The sequence below is a fragment of the Aurantimonas sp. C2-5-R2 genome (assembly GCF_036549495.1).
Classification (GTDB): Bacteria; Pseudomonadota; Alphaproteobacteria; order Rhizobiales; family Rhizobiaceae; genus Aurantimonas; species Aurantimonas coralicida_A.
Window position 1 is genome coordinate 14,366 of record NZ_JAZHLJ010000020.1, and the last position, 13,659, is coordinate 28,024.

Consider the following 13,659-nt stretch of genomic DNA (forward strand, 5'->3'; position numbering starts at 1 on the left):
TTATTTGCCACGCATCCGCCGCATCTCATCGAGATGCCGGATGTCGAGCCCGTAGATGAATTCCTTTTCGTGGGCGTAGTGCCGCACCATCGCGAAGATCGCCGCCGTGTTGAAGAACAGCACCAGACCGCCGCCGATCAGCAGGACGGCCTGGATCGTCGTGTCATCTATGAGAGCGCTGATGCTGAAAAACACGAACACGACCGCCGCCCACAGCGCGGCGACGAAGGTCCATGCGAACAGCGCGTCGCCCCGGAACATTTTTTGAATCCGGTCATCCATCTTTTGGGTCATGCATTCTCCCCCCATATTCGCCGAAAGTTTCGTTGCGTCTCTCGTGCAGAGCTTAAGTTGGGATCATTTTTTCCTAAAAAGCAACAAAATATCTTTGGAAGAAAACCAACAGAGGGATTCCGATATTGAATCCAACGCTTTTGCCGTTGTGGATTATCAATCTCCCGGACGGTGGCTGGACAAACTGTTTCCTGACAGTAAATTATTGCTAGTGTGTTTTCTGGAGATTAAACGATGAGTGAGAGTCAGAATGCCGCGCGCACGGCGCCGACCTTTGGGCAGGATCCGCATCGGGTCACCGACCGCAGTGAGAAAGTGCTCGAAGTCGCCATCGGCCGCGAGCTTCGCAACTTTCGCCTGCAAAAGTCGATGACAGTGGCGGAACTGGCCCATCTGACAGGCCTGTCGATCGGCATGCTGTCGAAGATCGAAAACGGCTTGACCTCACCGTCGCTGACGACGCTCCAGACCCTGTCGAACACGTTGAATGTTCCGATCACGGCGTTCTTTACGCGGTTCGAGGAGCACCGTCCTGTCGTCCATGTCAAACGTGGCGAAGCGATCGAAATCGAGCGCGCGGGCACCCGCGCCGGACATCAATACAACCTGTTGGGCCACATCGGCCCCAACGCCAGCGGCGTGACCGTGGAGCCCTACCTCATCACACTCACGCACGAATCCGACGTCTTTCCCACCTTCCAGCACGGCGGCATCGAACTCTTGTACATGCTCGAGGGCGAGGTCGAGTACCGTCACGGCAAGCAAGTCTTCCTGCTGCAGCCGGGAGACAGCTTGTTCTTCGACGCCGAAGCGCCGCACGGTCCGGAAACCCTGGTTTCCCTGCCCGCGCGCTATCTTTCGGTCATCTCCTACCCGCAGGGCGGTTGAGCGGCCCGGCCGGGGGCAGAGGCTCCGTCGGGGCGCCTTGAGGCATCATGGTGTGGGACCGAAATCGCCGTCTGGTCCGATACCTAGACATAGCCGAGCTGCTTCTTGCGTCTCTCCGCCCACGCCTGGATCAGCCGATCCGCTATGATCCCGATGGCGGCAATGCCGAGGCCCGCGAGGATACCGCGCCCGGTGTCGGCGGTCGGCAGGGCTCGGTAGATTTCCTGGCCGAGATCGCGGGAGCCGATCAGCGCGGTGATCGCCACCATCGCCAGCGCCATCATGATGGTCTGGTTGAGGCCAAGCATGATCTCCGGCAGGGCGATCGGCAATTCCACCTTCAAGAGGCGTTGGCGCGGTGAAGCACCGTTGGCGATGGCCGCCTCGATGGTGACCTCGGGGATACGTTTCAGCCCGAGATAGGTGTAGCGGATGGCCGGAACGGTGGCATAGGCGAGGATCGCCACGATGTTCGACAAATCCCCAACCTTGAGCAGCATGATCACCGGAATGAGATAGATGAACGAGGGAAACGTCTGGAGTGTGTCGCAGATCACCATGGTCGCGCGCGCCACGCGCGGTACGCGTGCGGCCCAGATGCCGACCGGAACGCCGATCAGCACGCAGATCACCACTGCGGAGAATACCAGATAAACCGTCAGCACCGCCGGCACCCAGAAGCCGAAAAGCACGATGGCCAGAACCAGCCCCATGCACAGCAACGCGGTCCGGGCGCCGCCGAGGCGCAGCCCGGCGGCGCCAACCATGGCCATGACGATCGGCCAGGGGATGGCCAGGAAGAAGTCGCGAAGCGGGATCAGCATCGACACCGTGATGAAATCGCGCACCGGCGCGATGTAGGCGTAGGCGTTGGCTGAAAACCACCGGACCGCCTCGTCGAGCTGGGTGCCGAAGGTGACCGTCCAGCGCTTCGGCAAGACCGCGGCCTCCTTGAAGAGCGCCGCCAGCGCGAAGGTGACCACGACCATGGCGAGGGTCTGCATCACCACCTGGTTGACGCCGAGCATCAGGATGCGCTTCCCCGCCGGGATCTGCACCTTCCAGAGCAGCTGACGCGGAGTGCAACCCGACATCTGGCCCGACTCGATGATCTCGCGCGGCACGGTCTGAACCGCGAGGATGGTGCAGCGGGCCATTGGCGGCATGGCGAAGATGACGGTCGCGATCATCGCCGGTACTTGGCCGAAGCCGAACAGCACCACCACCGGCACCAGATAGGCCATGTGGGGCGTGGCCTGCATCAGATCGAACATCGGCGTGATGATACCGGCCGCGCGGCGTGACCGCGTGACCCAGATGCCGAGCCAGAGACCGATGGCAACCGCGAAAGGCACCGATACGACGACGAGGGAGAGCGTGCGCATGCTATCGCGCCAGAGGCCGAAAAGGGCGAGATAAAGCAGCGCCAGCGCGGCGAAGAGCGCCAGCCGCCAACCGCCGATCCAATGCGCGAGAATGGCAACGCCGAGAACCAGCGTGAGCCACGGGATTGGCGGCAAACCCAAACTGCGCACGCCGCGATAGAGCAGATATTCGGCCCAATCGAGCGGCTGTTCGAGAATGCCGGCGATCAACCGCGTGACGTCGCGAAATTTCAGCGGGCCAATGGCGGCATCCTTGCCGAGCCATTCGAAAAATTCGGTGATCCAGCGCTGCATCGGGATCACGTAATCGGCGGGCCAGCGTAGAGCGCCGTCCCACACGGCCGCCAGGGCGATGCCCGCAGCGATGATGATAGCGAACTGGAGGAGGATGGGGACGCGGGCGAGATCCGTGGCGGGGGCGAACCCAGCGGGTGCGCGGTCCTGCGAACGCGGTTTGATCTGAAGCGAACGAATGAGGCCGCGGATCAGGCCTGGCTCGGTCGATCGGCCGATGGGCGAGGCTTTATCGGTGGGAGGCGAAGCGGCGGTGGTTTCGCGGTTGCTCACTCGGCGGCACCTCGGCCGAAAAGGCCCTCGACCATTGCCGCGCGGTCGACGCTGCCGACGAGGCGGCCATTGTCGGCCACCGGGATTGGCGCGTCGGCGTTGAGGACCCGGCGCGCGACCTGACCGAGGAGCGCGTGCGCATCGATCGGATCGTCGCCCGCGGTCGTGACATTCGGGGTCATGATGGCCTTGACGGTGACAATGCGCTCGTGCGGGGCATTGCGGGCGAACTCGGCGACATAGTCGTTGGCCGGATGGAGAACGATCCGCTCGGGCGTATCGAGCTGGACCATGCGGCCATCCTTCATAATACCGATGCGGTCGGCGAGCTTCACCGCCTCCTCGAAGTCGTGGGTAATGAAGACGATGGTCTTTCGCAGCATCTTTTGCAGCCGGATGAATTCGTCCTGCATTTCGGCGCGGATGAGCGGATCGAGCGCTGAAAACGGCTCATCGAGAAACCACACATCGGGGCCGACCGCTAAAGAACGGGCGATCCCTACACGCTGCTGCTGACCGCCGGAGAGCTCGCGGGGAAAATAGGCTTCGCGGCCCTTGAGGCCGACAAGTTCGATCATCTCGCGCGCCTTGGCCTCGCGCTCGGCCCGGGGCATGGACTGTAATTCGAGGGGGAATGCCACGTTCGAAAGCACGTCGCGGTGCGGTAGCAGGCCGAAGCTCTGGAAGACCATGCCCATCTTGTGGCGACGAATCTCGATCAACTCGCGGGGCGTGGCCCGCAACAGGTCGCCGCCCTCATAATGGATCTCGCCCGCGGTGGGATCGTTCAGGCGCGTGATGCAGCGGATCAAGGTCGACTTGCCGGAGCCGGAGAGCCCCATGATCACCAGATTTTCGCCGGTGTGGACGTCGAACGACACGTCCTGAACCGCCCCGATCATGCCGCCGGCCCGCAGGTCATCCTCAGTGGGATGCTGATCATGCTTGCGCAGGAAAGCTACGGGGTCCGGACCGAAAATCTTCCAGATGTTCCGGCACTTGATCTTGACGTCGACGGTCATGTCGCTCCCCTCGTGAGTAAGCCGCACGCGAGATACGCGCCCGGCGGCTCTTGGCGGAGAGGGCTTAGTTCAGCCAGCTATCCACGACGTCGCGATTGTCCTCGATCCATTTCGTCGCGGCATCCTCGGGCGACATGCCTTCGTCATCGACCATCTTCGAGGCATTGGCGAGCTGCTTGTTGGTGAGGTTGATCTTCTGGACGATCGCCCAGGCGCCAGGCCATTCGTCAGCCATGCCTTTCCAGGCGGCCTTTTTCAGCCAGGCCGCGCGCGGTGCCCCGCAATCGCCGGTGGCATCCGGATTGGGGCCCCAGCTAGGATCGTCGAAGCAAGCGGGCTCCGGCTCGGGGAAATCGACGAAACGGCCTTCGAACTTGCTCTCGACGAAGTTCGGCGTCCAATTGAACAGCACGATCGGCTCCTTGCGGTCGTAGGCCGACTGTAGTTCCGCCCACAACGTCGCCGCCTGGCCGACATTGATCGCGACAAAGTCCATGCCAAGGGCATCGATGCGCGCGGCGTAATTCTTGCCCCAGTCGGCGGGCGGGCCGACGAAGCGACCCTTGGGCGCAGTTTCAGCGGTAGTAAAGATGTTCGCGCAGGCGTTCAGACCTTCCCAGGTGGCGGCGTCGGGACACTTTTCGAGCACGTAGTCGGGAATCCACCATTCCTCGCGCGTCACGGCGTCATGCGTGCCGGCGTCGACCATGCCTTCCTCGACCGCCTTTTCGAAGGCCGCCTTCATCGAGCCTTCCCAGGCCTCGATCTGGAAGGTCATGTCGCCATTGGTGATCGCGGTGAGCTGGAGTTGGCTATCGGAGGGAACGTACTCCACCGTATAGCCTTCGCTCTCCAGAACCTGGCCGACGACGTTCGACATCACCAACTGGCTCGACCAATTGTTCTGAACGATGATGATCGGCTCGTCCGATTCCGCCTCCGCCAACACGGGTGACGTCATGCCGAGGCCGATGAGCGAGGCGGCGAGTATCCTGTGCGTTCGCATGTGCTGGCTTCCCTGTTGGTGAGATGGATGGGCGGTCCTCTGCTGTCCTCGTCAGTGCATCCGGGGCGAGGTATGTTTTTACCACCGGGAATATTTCTTTCCGTTCAGGGAAGCTTCCTGCCCTGTACCTGGCAACTGATTTCTTTTTACCGAGCGACGGGTCGGAGTTTTTTTGCGGCCCATACATCCGCCGGGGAAGTTGATAGGTCCATTCTCTGCGGTTCTCGATGGATGAAAATTCGCATTTTCAAAGGCTCGGAATCGGGCACAGGCCCGCGGCACAGACCAGCGCCAGCTTTGACCTCTTATGCCCTGACCGGCTGCATGATCGCGAAATCGCAACCCTCGTCCGCCTGAAGGACCTCCTGGGCATAGATCTTGTCGTAGCCGCGCCGCTCGGACGCCGGCTTCGACGGCGATCGGAAGCTGCTGCGCCGCCGCTCCAACTCGTCGTCGCCGACCAGCAGCTCGATCGTCTTGTTCTCGACCGACAGCTGGATGCGGTCGCCGGTGCGAACCAGCGCCAGCGGTCCGCCGATCGCCGCCTCCGGCGTGACATGCAGCACGATCGTGCCGAAGGCCGTGCCCGACATGCGCGCATCGGAAATGCGGATCATGTCCTTGACGCCCTTGGCCGAGAGCTTCTTGGGGATCGGCAGATAGCCGGCTTCCGGCATGCCGGAATCGCTACGCGGGCCGGCATTCTGCAGGACCAGTATATCGCCCTCTTCCACATCGAGGTCCGGATCGTCGATGCGCTTCGCCAGATCGGCGAGCGAATCGAACACCACCGCGCGTCCTTCCTTTTCGAACAACGCCTTGTCGGCCGCCGAACGCTTCAGGATCGCGCCGCCCGGCGCGAGATTGCCGAACAGCGCGACGAGGCCGCCTTCGGGTTCCAGGGGCTGTTCGGCGCTGGCGATGACCTTGCGATCGACCGGACCGACATCTTCGCGAAGCCGGTCGCCGAGCGTGTCGCCTGTCACCGTCTTGCAATCGAGATGCAGCAGCGGCTTCAACTCACGCAGCACAGCGCCCACGCCGCCGGCGAAGAAGAAGTCTTCCATGTAGTTGGCGCCGACGGGCTTGAGATTGACCAGCACCGGCGTCTCGTCGGACAGCTGATTGAGCCGCCGCAGCGAAACCGGAATGCCGAGACGTCCCGCGATTGCCGTCAGGTGAATGATAGCGTTGGTCGACCCGCCGAGAGCGAGCAGGATTCGCAAGGCATTCTCGACCGATTTCTCGGTGATCACCTCGCTGGGCCGGATGGGATTGTCGATCATGCGCGCGGCCGCGAGACCGGTCGCCTCGGCGGCCCGCAGCCGATCGGCATGAACCGCCGGAATGGCCGCCGTCCCGGGCAGCGACATGCCGAGGGTCTCGGCGATGCACGCCATCGTCGATGCCGTACCCATGACGGCGCAGGTGCCGGCGGTGGTCGCCAGACGGCCCTCGATGTCACCGATCACATCGCTGGAGATTTCCCCGGCGCGGTATTTTCCCCAGAACCGGCGGCAGTCGGTGCAGGCGCCAAGCCGCTCCTCGCCGTAGCGCGAGGTCATCATCGGACCGGCGACGATCTGGATCGCCGGAAGGTCCGCCGACGCCGCCCCCATCAGCTGCGCGGGCACGGTCTTGTCGCACCCGCCCATCAAGACGACGGCATCCATCGGCTGGGCCCGGATCATCTCTTCGGTGTCCATCGACATCAGGTTGCGAAACTTGAGGCTCGTCGGATTGAGAAAAACCTCGCCGAGCGAAATCGTCGGAAACTCGATCGGCAGTGCGCCACCCAGCAAGACACCGCGCTTCACCGCCTCCAGCATTTCCGGGAAATGCCGGTGACAGTTGTTGAAGCCGGAAAAGCTGTTCGCGATCCCGACGATCGGCTTCTTCAGGACCTCGCGGGAATATCCCATCGAACTGGCGAAGGAGTTTCTCAGATAGAGCGAGAAATCCTTGTCGCCGTAGTTGGTCAGGCCGCGCGCGAACCCTCTTGCCTCGTCTTCACTCATGTTCAGCGCGCCCGCTCTTCCAGCTTGATCTTGACGTATTTCGTCTCGAGATAATCACCGATGCCGAAGGAGCCGCCCTCGCGCCCCATGCCGCTTTCCTTGACGCCGCCGAACGGCGCTTCCGCGGTCGCGAGCAACATCTCGTTGACGCCGACCATGCCGACCTCGAGATCTTCATAGGCCCGCGTCGCGGTTCGCAGATCGTTGGAGAAGACGTAGCCGGCAAGGCCGAAAGGCAGCGCATTGGCCCGCTCCATCACCTCGTCGTAACTCGTGAAGGTGGTCAGTGGCGCGACCGGCCCGAACGGCTCCTCCCGCATGATGCGGGCATCGTCGGGAACGTGGCCAAGGACGGTCGGCTCGAAGAAGAAGCCGCGATTGGCCTCGGCCGGAACGCTGCCGCCGGCCAAAACCTCGGCGCCGCGCTGCCTGGCATCCTCGACGAGCTCCTGGATCGTCTCCAGTCCACGCCGATTGGCGAGCGGCCCCATCTGGACCCCCTCCTCCATGCCGCGTCCGACCTTCAGGGATTTCGCGACTTCAGCGAAACGGCGGGCAAAGGCCTCGTATTTCGACTCGTGGACGTAGAAACGCGTCGGCGAGATGCAGACCTGGCCGCAATTGCGGAACTTGGTATTGGCACAGACCTCCGCGGCCTTTTCGGCGTCGACGTCGTCGAAGACGACGACCGGGGCGTGGCCGCCCAGTTCCATCGACACCTTCTTCACGCCGTCGGCGGCCAGGTGCAGGATCTGCTTGCCGACCGGAACGGAACCGGTCAGCGAGACCTTGCGCACGATCGGCGACGCGATCAGGCGCCGGGCGATCATGTCGGATTGGCCGGTAAGGAAATTGACCACCCCGCTCGGGACGCCGGCGTCGTGACAGGCTCGCACCAACGCCGCGCAAGAGGCGGGTGCCTCGCCGGCCGGCTTGATGATGATGCTGCAGCCCGCGGCGAGCGCGGCGGCGATCTTGCGGGCGGGCAGAAGGGCCGGAAAATTCCATGCGGAGAACGCCGCCACGACACCGACGGGCTGATGAATCACCGCCATGCGGCTATCGGCCGTGCGGCTCTCGATGATCTGGCCGTAGATGCGCTTGGTCTCTTCGGAATACCACTCGAACTGATCGGCCGCCGCGTTCACCTCGCCCTTGGCTTCAGCCAGGGGCTTGCCGGTTTCCACCGACATCAATGTCGCGATCTCGTCGGCGCGTTCGCGAATGAGGTCGCTGGCCTTGCGGATCAGCTTGGCGCGCTCCCAGGTTCCGACCCGGCGCCAGACGGAAAAGCCGGCCCGAGCCGCCGTCAACGCGGCGTCGATATCGGCTTCGGTCGCCGCGGCGATGGAGCCGAGCGTGTCTTCCGTGGCCGGATCGGTGACCGCCCGCGTCGCGCCGTTCGACGCACCACGCCAGGTGCCGTCGATGTAGAGTTCCAGATCACGATACATGGCCGATTCCATTCAGATTTTCTGTTCGAGATAGCGGGCCTGGACGTCATCGACCCAGTTGCCGACATTCCAGGAGCCATAGGCTCCCATTTCCGCGATCGGGTCACGACCGGCGTAGACGGGGATATGCACCAGCGACAGGCCGTCATGGGCATGGGCTTCGTCAAGCGCCGCCCGCAGAGTATCCCGCGTCGTGCCGCCGAACAGGGCCTTTACGCCGGCAAAAGCGCCGGCCATTGCGACATAGTCCACCGCGACACTGTCGTTGGTGCGGAATTCCACCCCATACTGGGCGTATTGCAGGCTGGTTATGGCCCCCATCCGGCGATTGTCGAACAGCGCGATCATGCCCTTCACGCCGTGCTCGACCGCATCGATCAGGATCTGCGGGTTCATCATGAGCGAGCCGTCGCCGGTGAAGGCTATGCCGTAACGTGCCCCCTCCACGCCGGCGGACCCCAGCAGCGCCGAGGCGGCAAAGCCCATGTAGGATGCGCCGGTTTCGGTGAACGTATCGCCGACGATGTCGTCTTCGACGATCTGAAAGCCGTTGGCCTGGACATCGCCGGCATCGAAGAACTTGGCGGCTCCGATCCGCTTGGCGAATTCGGCGACGGTGTGAATTGCCGCCGGCTGCGTCAACACGGCCTGCTTCCAGACCGCATCATCGAGTGGTGCGGCACTTGTCCGCTCCCGCTTGAATGCGTTCCAGACGGCCTTCTTGTCGGCGCAAAGGCGCAACCATTCGCCGCGATCGTCTTTCAGGGCCCTCTTTTCGCGCAGGACATCGAGCAGTCGCGCAGCGACGCAAGTGATATCGCCGGGCAGAGGCAACGTATTGGCATAGTGGGTGACATCGCCGATCGCGCCATTGATGTTGATGACGGCCCTGGCATTGGGATAGCCAACGCCGGAGCAATCGGCCTGGCAGACACCGCGCGAGCCGATGAAGACGACGAGATCGGCCTCCTCCATGGCAAAATTTCCGCTGATCGTGCCCTTCGATCCGCCGACATGCATGTTCTGCGGATGGTCGTCCGGCAACACGCCGGTCGAGCCCGGCGAAAGCACAACCGCGGCACCGATCGCCTCGGCGAGGTCGCGTACCACGGAAGCATGCCCGCGGGTTCCGCCACCCGCCTTGATCACGATCTTGCGGTGACGGGCAAGCAGGGCCGCCGCCGCCTCATAGACTTCCAGACCGGCCGGCGCCACGGCCGGAAGCGCCATGCGGCCGGGAAACGTATCGACATTCACCTTCATCGATTGCGGCTGCGTGTTGATGGGCAGCAAGATGAAGAACGGGCCCGGCATGTAGGGGTGATGCACGCAGTTGGTCCCGCGGCGCATGCACTCCCGCAGGGATTCCGGCGTATGCAAGGTGTGGGACTGGCCCATCAGCGCCGTGATCTTGCCGAAGATCCCCTGTTCGGGTTTCGGCACCTGCTGCATGTTGTAGCCTTCGCCGCGCGTCGTCTCGTCACCATAGATGTGGTAGACGCCGACGCCGTTGGACGCGGCGGCCAGCGAGCCGGCCATGGCCTGAAGGCCGCCCGGCCCGATCGAGGTAATGACGGCCGGCGTCTTGCCGTACTGCCAGGCATGCGCGGTGGCCGCATGCGCCATCTCGACCTCGTTGCGGCAATTGATCACCGTGACGACGCCGGCCTCACTGTAAATTCTCAGGACATTTCCCAGATCAGTCGACCCGTGCCCGAAAATCGCGAAGTAGTGCGTCACGCCCTGCTTCAGCAGCCCGATGACCAGTGCCTCGGACAAGCTCGTCTCGATCGGCATCGTCATATCGCCCGCGGCGAAAGCGGCATCGACGCCGTCGTGGCGAGCAAGAAGCCCCGCCCTTTCCCGAATTTCGCTTTCCTCGTCCCCGGATCCGAACTTACTCTCAAGCATTGCTGGCTCCGACTTTCATTCTATTCCGTCTTTTGGCGAAAAATTCTCCCGACACCTGCAGCGCGATGATGAACGCCGCCAGACCGAAGAAGAGCAGCGCGGTCGGCGACGTGTAGAAGATGGCGAGATCACCGCCCGAGAGGTTCATGGCCGTGCGGAATTCGCCTTCCAGCGTCGGCCCGAGCACCAAGCCGAGGATGATCGGGGTCACGGGAATTTCGGCCTTGATCACCGCGTAGGCGAGCAACCCGACGATCGCCATTGTGTAGATGTCGAAGATGCTGTTGCGCACGGTGAAGGCTCCAATGCCGCACAGAACGATGATGAGAACCGCCATCAATCGGGGCGGCACTCTCAGCACGTGGACGAACAGCCGGATGCCAAGCAGTTGCATGAACAGGATCGCGACATAGGCGACGACGATCGAGACGTAGATTCCGTAGACTTCCGTCTGGTGGTTGAGAAACAGCGCCGGTCCCGGCACGATGCCATGGATCTGCATGCCGGCCAGGACGATTGCGGTCGCCGGATCGCCAGGGATGCCGAGTGACAGAAGCGGGATCATGGTCCCGCCGGTCACGGCGTTGTTCGCGGTTTCCGGCGCGACGACACCCTCGATCGCTCCCTTGCCGAAGCGGGACGGATCCTTGGAAAAGCGTTTGGCATGATCATAGGCGAGGAAGGAGGCGATCGGGCCACCGGTACCGGGGATGGCGCCGATGACGGTCCCGATGGTCGAACAGCGGACCATCAGCCAGAAATTGCTGGCGATCAGCCGCAAGGACGGCAGCTCGGCGCGGATATCGCTCATCTGCGCGGGAGGCGCGACGCCCCTGCGGTGTTCCTCGAAGACCTGGATGATGAAGGGGACGGCGAACAGACCAATCATGGCGACGAGTAGGTTGACGCCCTGCAGCATGCTCGTCGTGCCGAAGGTCATGCGCGGCACACCATCCAGGACGTCGAGCCCGATGGTCATCGCCATCAGTCCGAGCAGCCCGGCGATCAGCCCGCGCAACATCGACTTGCCGGCCATGCCGCAAATCGTCGACAGTCCGAACACGACCAGAGCGAAGATTTCGGCCGGGCCGAAGGACATGGCCATGCGCGAGACCAGATTCACCGACACGACCATCACGATCAGGCTGAAGATGCCGCCAAAGGTGGAAACGATCACGGCCATGCCGAGCGCGATCGACGCGCGCCCCGTCTTGGCCATGGGATAACCGTCGATGACAGTCGCCGCGGCCGACGGCGTGCCGGGAATGCCGAGCAGAATTGCCGAAACCGACCCACCGGTCATGCCGCCGATATAGGTGCCGAGCAGCAAGCCGATGGCCGGCACCGACTCCATGCCGAAGGTCAGCGGGAGCGCCAGCGCCAACGCCACCGTGAAGGTCAGTCCGGGGATGGATCCGAAAATCAGACCGATGAGCGAACCAAGCGCCACCGCGCCGAGGCTTTCGGGCTGAAGCGCGATCGCTGCCGCTGTCAGAAAGCTGTCCATGTCAGGCCATCAACCCAAATTGATCCACGAGCCGGTCGCCAGATAGACGCCGAGGATCTTTCCGAAGATCAGCCAGCAGGCGAAGGTGATGCCGACGCTCATGGCTCCGATGCGCAACGGCGACCGGTCGTTCGTGCAGACCAGCATGATCGACGCGACAGTCACGAGCGTGGCGAGAACGAAGCCAATGCGCTGCATCAAAAATCCGTAGGCAAGAAGATGCGCGACTGTCAGGATCGCCGCGACGAGACCGGCAGCTCCGTTGGCGCCTGCCGTCTCAGCCTCATTGATCGCCCCCTCTGCCCCCGGCGTCACGGCTTCGTCCCGCCGCTTGCCCAGCGCCGCAATGGTCAGCCACAGCGAGAAGACCGCCAGCAACGCGCCCAGGAGGAGCGGGAAAGCGCGGGGACCAACGTCCCCGCCTCCCGTGCCCGGCGGTATCGTACGCCAGACAATCAGTATCCAGACCAAAGACAGGGTCAGAAGCAGCATGCCGGTTACGACATCGCGTGTTTTTTCCGACATCGGTCGCTCCCCGAAACAGGCTCTGCCGGCTTATTTCGTCATTCCCAGTTCTTTGAGGAGCGCGGCATAGAACTCGTCATCGCGCGCGATGGTCTCGCCGAACTCAGAACGCCCCTTGAAAGCCGGCTCGAACCCGATGTTCTTGGAAGCCGCGATGAATTCGTCCGACTCCGCCGCTGCCTTGGCCGCCGCCTCCAGCTTTGCGAGCACGTCGTCCGGGGTTCCCTTGGGCGCAGCCAAGCCACGCCACATCGAGATGTCGATGTCGTAGCCCTGGCTCTTGGCCGTCTTCACATCGGGTAGAACGCTGACCGGCTCTGCCCCGGTTGAACCGAGGACAGTCAGGTCACCGGACTGGACATAGGAAAGAAACTGGCCCGGCCATTGGATGGCGGCATCGATACGACCGGCCAGCAATTCGACGGGCGCCTTGCCGTCCCCGTAAGAGACGTAGTTGACCTGATCGGCGATGCCCATGGCGTCGAACAGGGCTGCCGACGTCAGATGGGTGAACGAGCCCTTGCCGGAAATGCCGACATTGATCTTCTTGCCGCCTTCCTTGACGGCCTTGGCCATCTCGTCGAGGCTTTTCCAGCCCGTCGAGACATTCACCGCGAGGACCGGGATTTCGACCGACACCTGGGCGATCGGTGCGAATTCCTCATAGTTGAACGGCAGATTGCCGAGGTGATACGTCGTGTTGATGGAGTTGGAGTTCCACACGATATTGTAGCCGTCAGGACGGGTCGACTGGACGTGGGCATAGCCGATCGCGCCACCCCCGCCGGTGCGGGCGACGGGCACGACCGGAGAACCGAGTTCCCGGGACATCAGCTCCGCCAGAAGCTGCGCCGTGGTGTTGGCCGTGCCGCCGAACAGGACGGTCATTTCGACAGGCTTTTCCGGATACTCGGCCCGGGCTGGAAGACTTCCGGCGAGTGTGACGGCCGCCAGCGCGGCGGCGATAAGCCCCCCGCCAAATTTGAACGAATGCATGTTGTTCTCCTCCCAGTAATGCGCTCGGCGACCTCCCGCCGCGATGAAATTCAACGTCTCCGGACGCACACTCGGCAAACCGGACG

Annotated in this window: 11 protein-coding genes; 1 reads left to right on the top strand and 10 read right to left on the bottom strand. The window is 63.0% G+C overall.

Annotation, left to right across the window (positions count from 1 at the left end; translation table 11 throughout):
• Positions 1–294 (bottom strand): hypothetical protein, encoded by a 294-nt coding sequence (locus VQ044_RS11120; protein WP_327624685.1) that lies wholly within the window; start codon positions 292–294, stop codon positions 1–3.
• Positions 295–528: 234 nt separating this feature from the next.
• Between VQ044_RS11120 and VQ044_RS11125 the strand changes: the two genes are divergently transcribed.
• The gene (locus VQ044_RS11125; RefSeq protein WP_327647234.1) at positions 529–1,182 is read left to right on the top strand and encodes a helix-turn-helix domain-containing protein; all 654 of its coding nucleotides are present in this window, start codon (positions 529–531) and stop codon (positions 1,180–1,182) included.
• An 83-nt stretch (positions 1,183–1,265) separates the two neighbouring features.
• On the opposite strand, the gene VQ044_RS11130 is transcribed toward VQ044_RS11125, so the two are convergent.
• The 9 genes from VQ044_RS11130 to VQ044_RS11170 form a co-directional block, all read right to left on the bottom strand.
• Positions 1,266–3,134, bottom strand: coding sequence for an ABC transporter permease (locus VQ044_RS11130; RefSeq protein WP_327647236.1), 1,869 nt, complete (start codon positions 3,132–3,134; stop codon positions 1,266–1,268).
• Entirely contained in the window at positions 3,131–4,156 is a 1,026-nt protein-coding gene (locus VQ044_RS11135; RefSeq protein WP_327647238.1) for a quaternary amine ABC transporter ATP-binding protein, read from the bottom strand. Before VQ044_RS11135 ends, VQ044_RS11130 begins: the two co-directional genes overlap by 4 nt.
• Before the next feature lie 64 nt (positions 4,157–4,220).
• Positions 4,221–5,162 (bottom strand): ABC transporter substrate-binding protein, encoded by a 942-nt coding sequence (locus VQ044_RS11140; protein ID WP_327647240.1) that lies wholly within the window; start codon positions 5,160–5,162, stop codon positions 4,221–4,223.
• 305 nt (positions 5,163–5,467) lie between these two features.
• Positions 5,468–7,180, bottom strand: coding sequence for a dihydroxy-acid dehydratase (locus tag VQ044_RS11145; RefSeq protein ID WP_327647242.1), 1,713 nt, complete (start codon positions 7,178–7,180; stop codon positions 5,468–5,470).
• A 2-nt stretch (positions 7,181–7,182) separates the two neighbouring features.
• Positions 7,183–8,634, bottom strand: a complete 1,452-nt coding sequence (locus VQ044_RS11150) for an NAD-dependent succinate-semialdehyde dehydrogenase (RefSeq protein WP_327647283.1) — start codon at positions 8,632–8,634, stop codon at positions 7,183–7,185.
• Positions 8,635–8,646: 12 nt separating this feature from the next.
• Positions 8,647–10,545: a thiamine pyrophosphate-dependent enzyme gene (locus tag VQ044_RS11155; protein WP_327647244.1), complete on the bottom strand. Its 1,899-nt coding sequence runs from the start codon at positions 10,543–10,545 to the stop codon at positions 8,647–8,649.
• On the bottom strand, positions 10,538–12,052 hold the full coding sequence (locus tag VQ044_RS11160; RefSeq protein WP_327647246.1) for a tripartite tricarboxylate transporter permease: 1,515 nt from the start codon (positions 12,050–12,052) through the stop codon (positions 10,538–10,540). Before VQ044_RS11160 ends, VQ044_RS11155 begins: the two co-directional genes overlap by 8 nt.
• Positions 12,053–12,061: 9 nt before the next feature.
• Positions 12,062–12,577 (bottom strand): tripartite tricarboxylate transporter TctB family protein, encoded by a 516-nt coding sequence (locus VQ044_RS11165; protein WP_327647247.1) that lies wholly within the window; start codon positions 12,575–12,577, stop codon positions 12,062–12,064.
• 30 nt (positions 12,578–12,607) lie between these two features.
• Positions 12,608–13,573 carry a Bug family tripartite tricarboxylate transporter substrate binding protein gene (locus VQ044_RS11170; RefSeq protein ID WP_327647248.1) on the bottom strand — a complete coding sequence of 322 codons (966 nt, stop codon included), beginning with the start codon at positions 13,571–13,573 and terminating at the stop codon, positions 12,608–12,610.
• Between the last annotated feature and the right edge of the window lie 86 nt (positions 13,574–13,659).

What these genes read in the sequence shown, in the direction of transcription:
- VQ044_RS11160 (WP_327647246.1), bottom strand. Translation starts at nt 12,052, where the DNA reads ATGGACAGCTTTCTGACAGCGGCAGCGATCGCGCTTCAGCCCGAAAGC.
- VQ044_RS11120 (WP_327624685.1), bottom strand. Translation starts at nt 294, where the DNA reads ATGACCCAAAAGATGGATGACCGGATTCAAAAAATGTTCCGGGGCGAC.
- VQ044_RS11155 (WP_327647244.1), bottom strand. Translation starts at nt 10,545, where the DNA reads ATGCTTGAGAGTAAGTTCGGATCCGGGGACGAGGAAAGCGAAATTCGG.
- VQ044_RS11145 (WP_327647242.1), bottom strand. Translation starts at nt 7,180, where the DNA reads ATGAGTGAAGACGAGGCAAGAGGGTTCGCGCGCGGCCTGACCAACTAC.
- VQ044_RS11165 (WP_327647247.1), bottom strand. Translation starts at nt 12,577, where the DNA reads ATGTCGGAAAAAACACGCGATGTCGTAACCGGCATGCTGCTTCTGACC.
- VQ044_RS11135 (WP_327647238.1), bottom strand. Translation starts at nt 4,156, where the DNA reads ATGACCGTCGACGTCAAGATCAAGTGCCGGAACATCTGGAAGATTTTC.
- VQ044_RS11125 (WP_327647234.1), top strand. Translation starts at nt 529, where the DNA reads ATGAGTGAGAGTCAGAATGCCGCGCGCACGGCGCCGACCTTTGGGCAG.
- VQ044_RS11170 (WP_327647248.1), bottom strand. Translation starts at nt 13,573, where the DNA reads ATGCATTCGTTCAAATTTGGCGGGGGGCTTATCGCCGCCGCGCTGGCG.
- VQ044_RS11140 (WP_327647240.1), bottom strand. Translation starts at nt 5,162, where the DNA reads ATGCGAACGCACAGGATACTCGCCGCCTCGCTCATCGGCCTCGGCATG.
- VQ044_RS11150 (WP_327647283.1), bottom strand. Translation starts at nt 8,634, where the DNA reads ATGTATCGTGATCTGGAACTCTACATCGACGGCACCTGGCGTGGTGCG.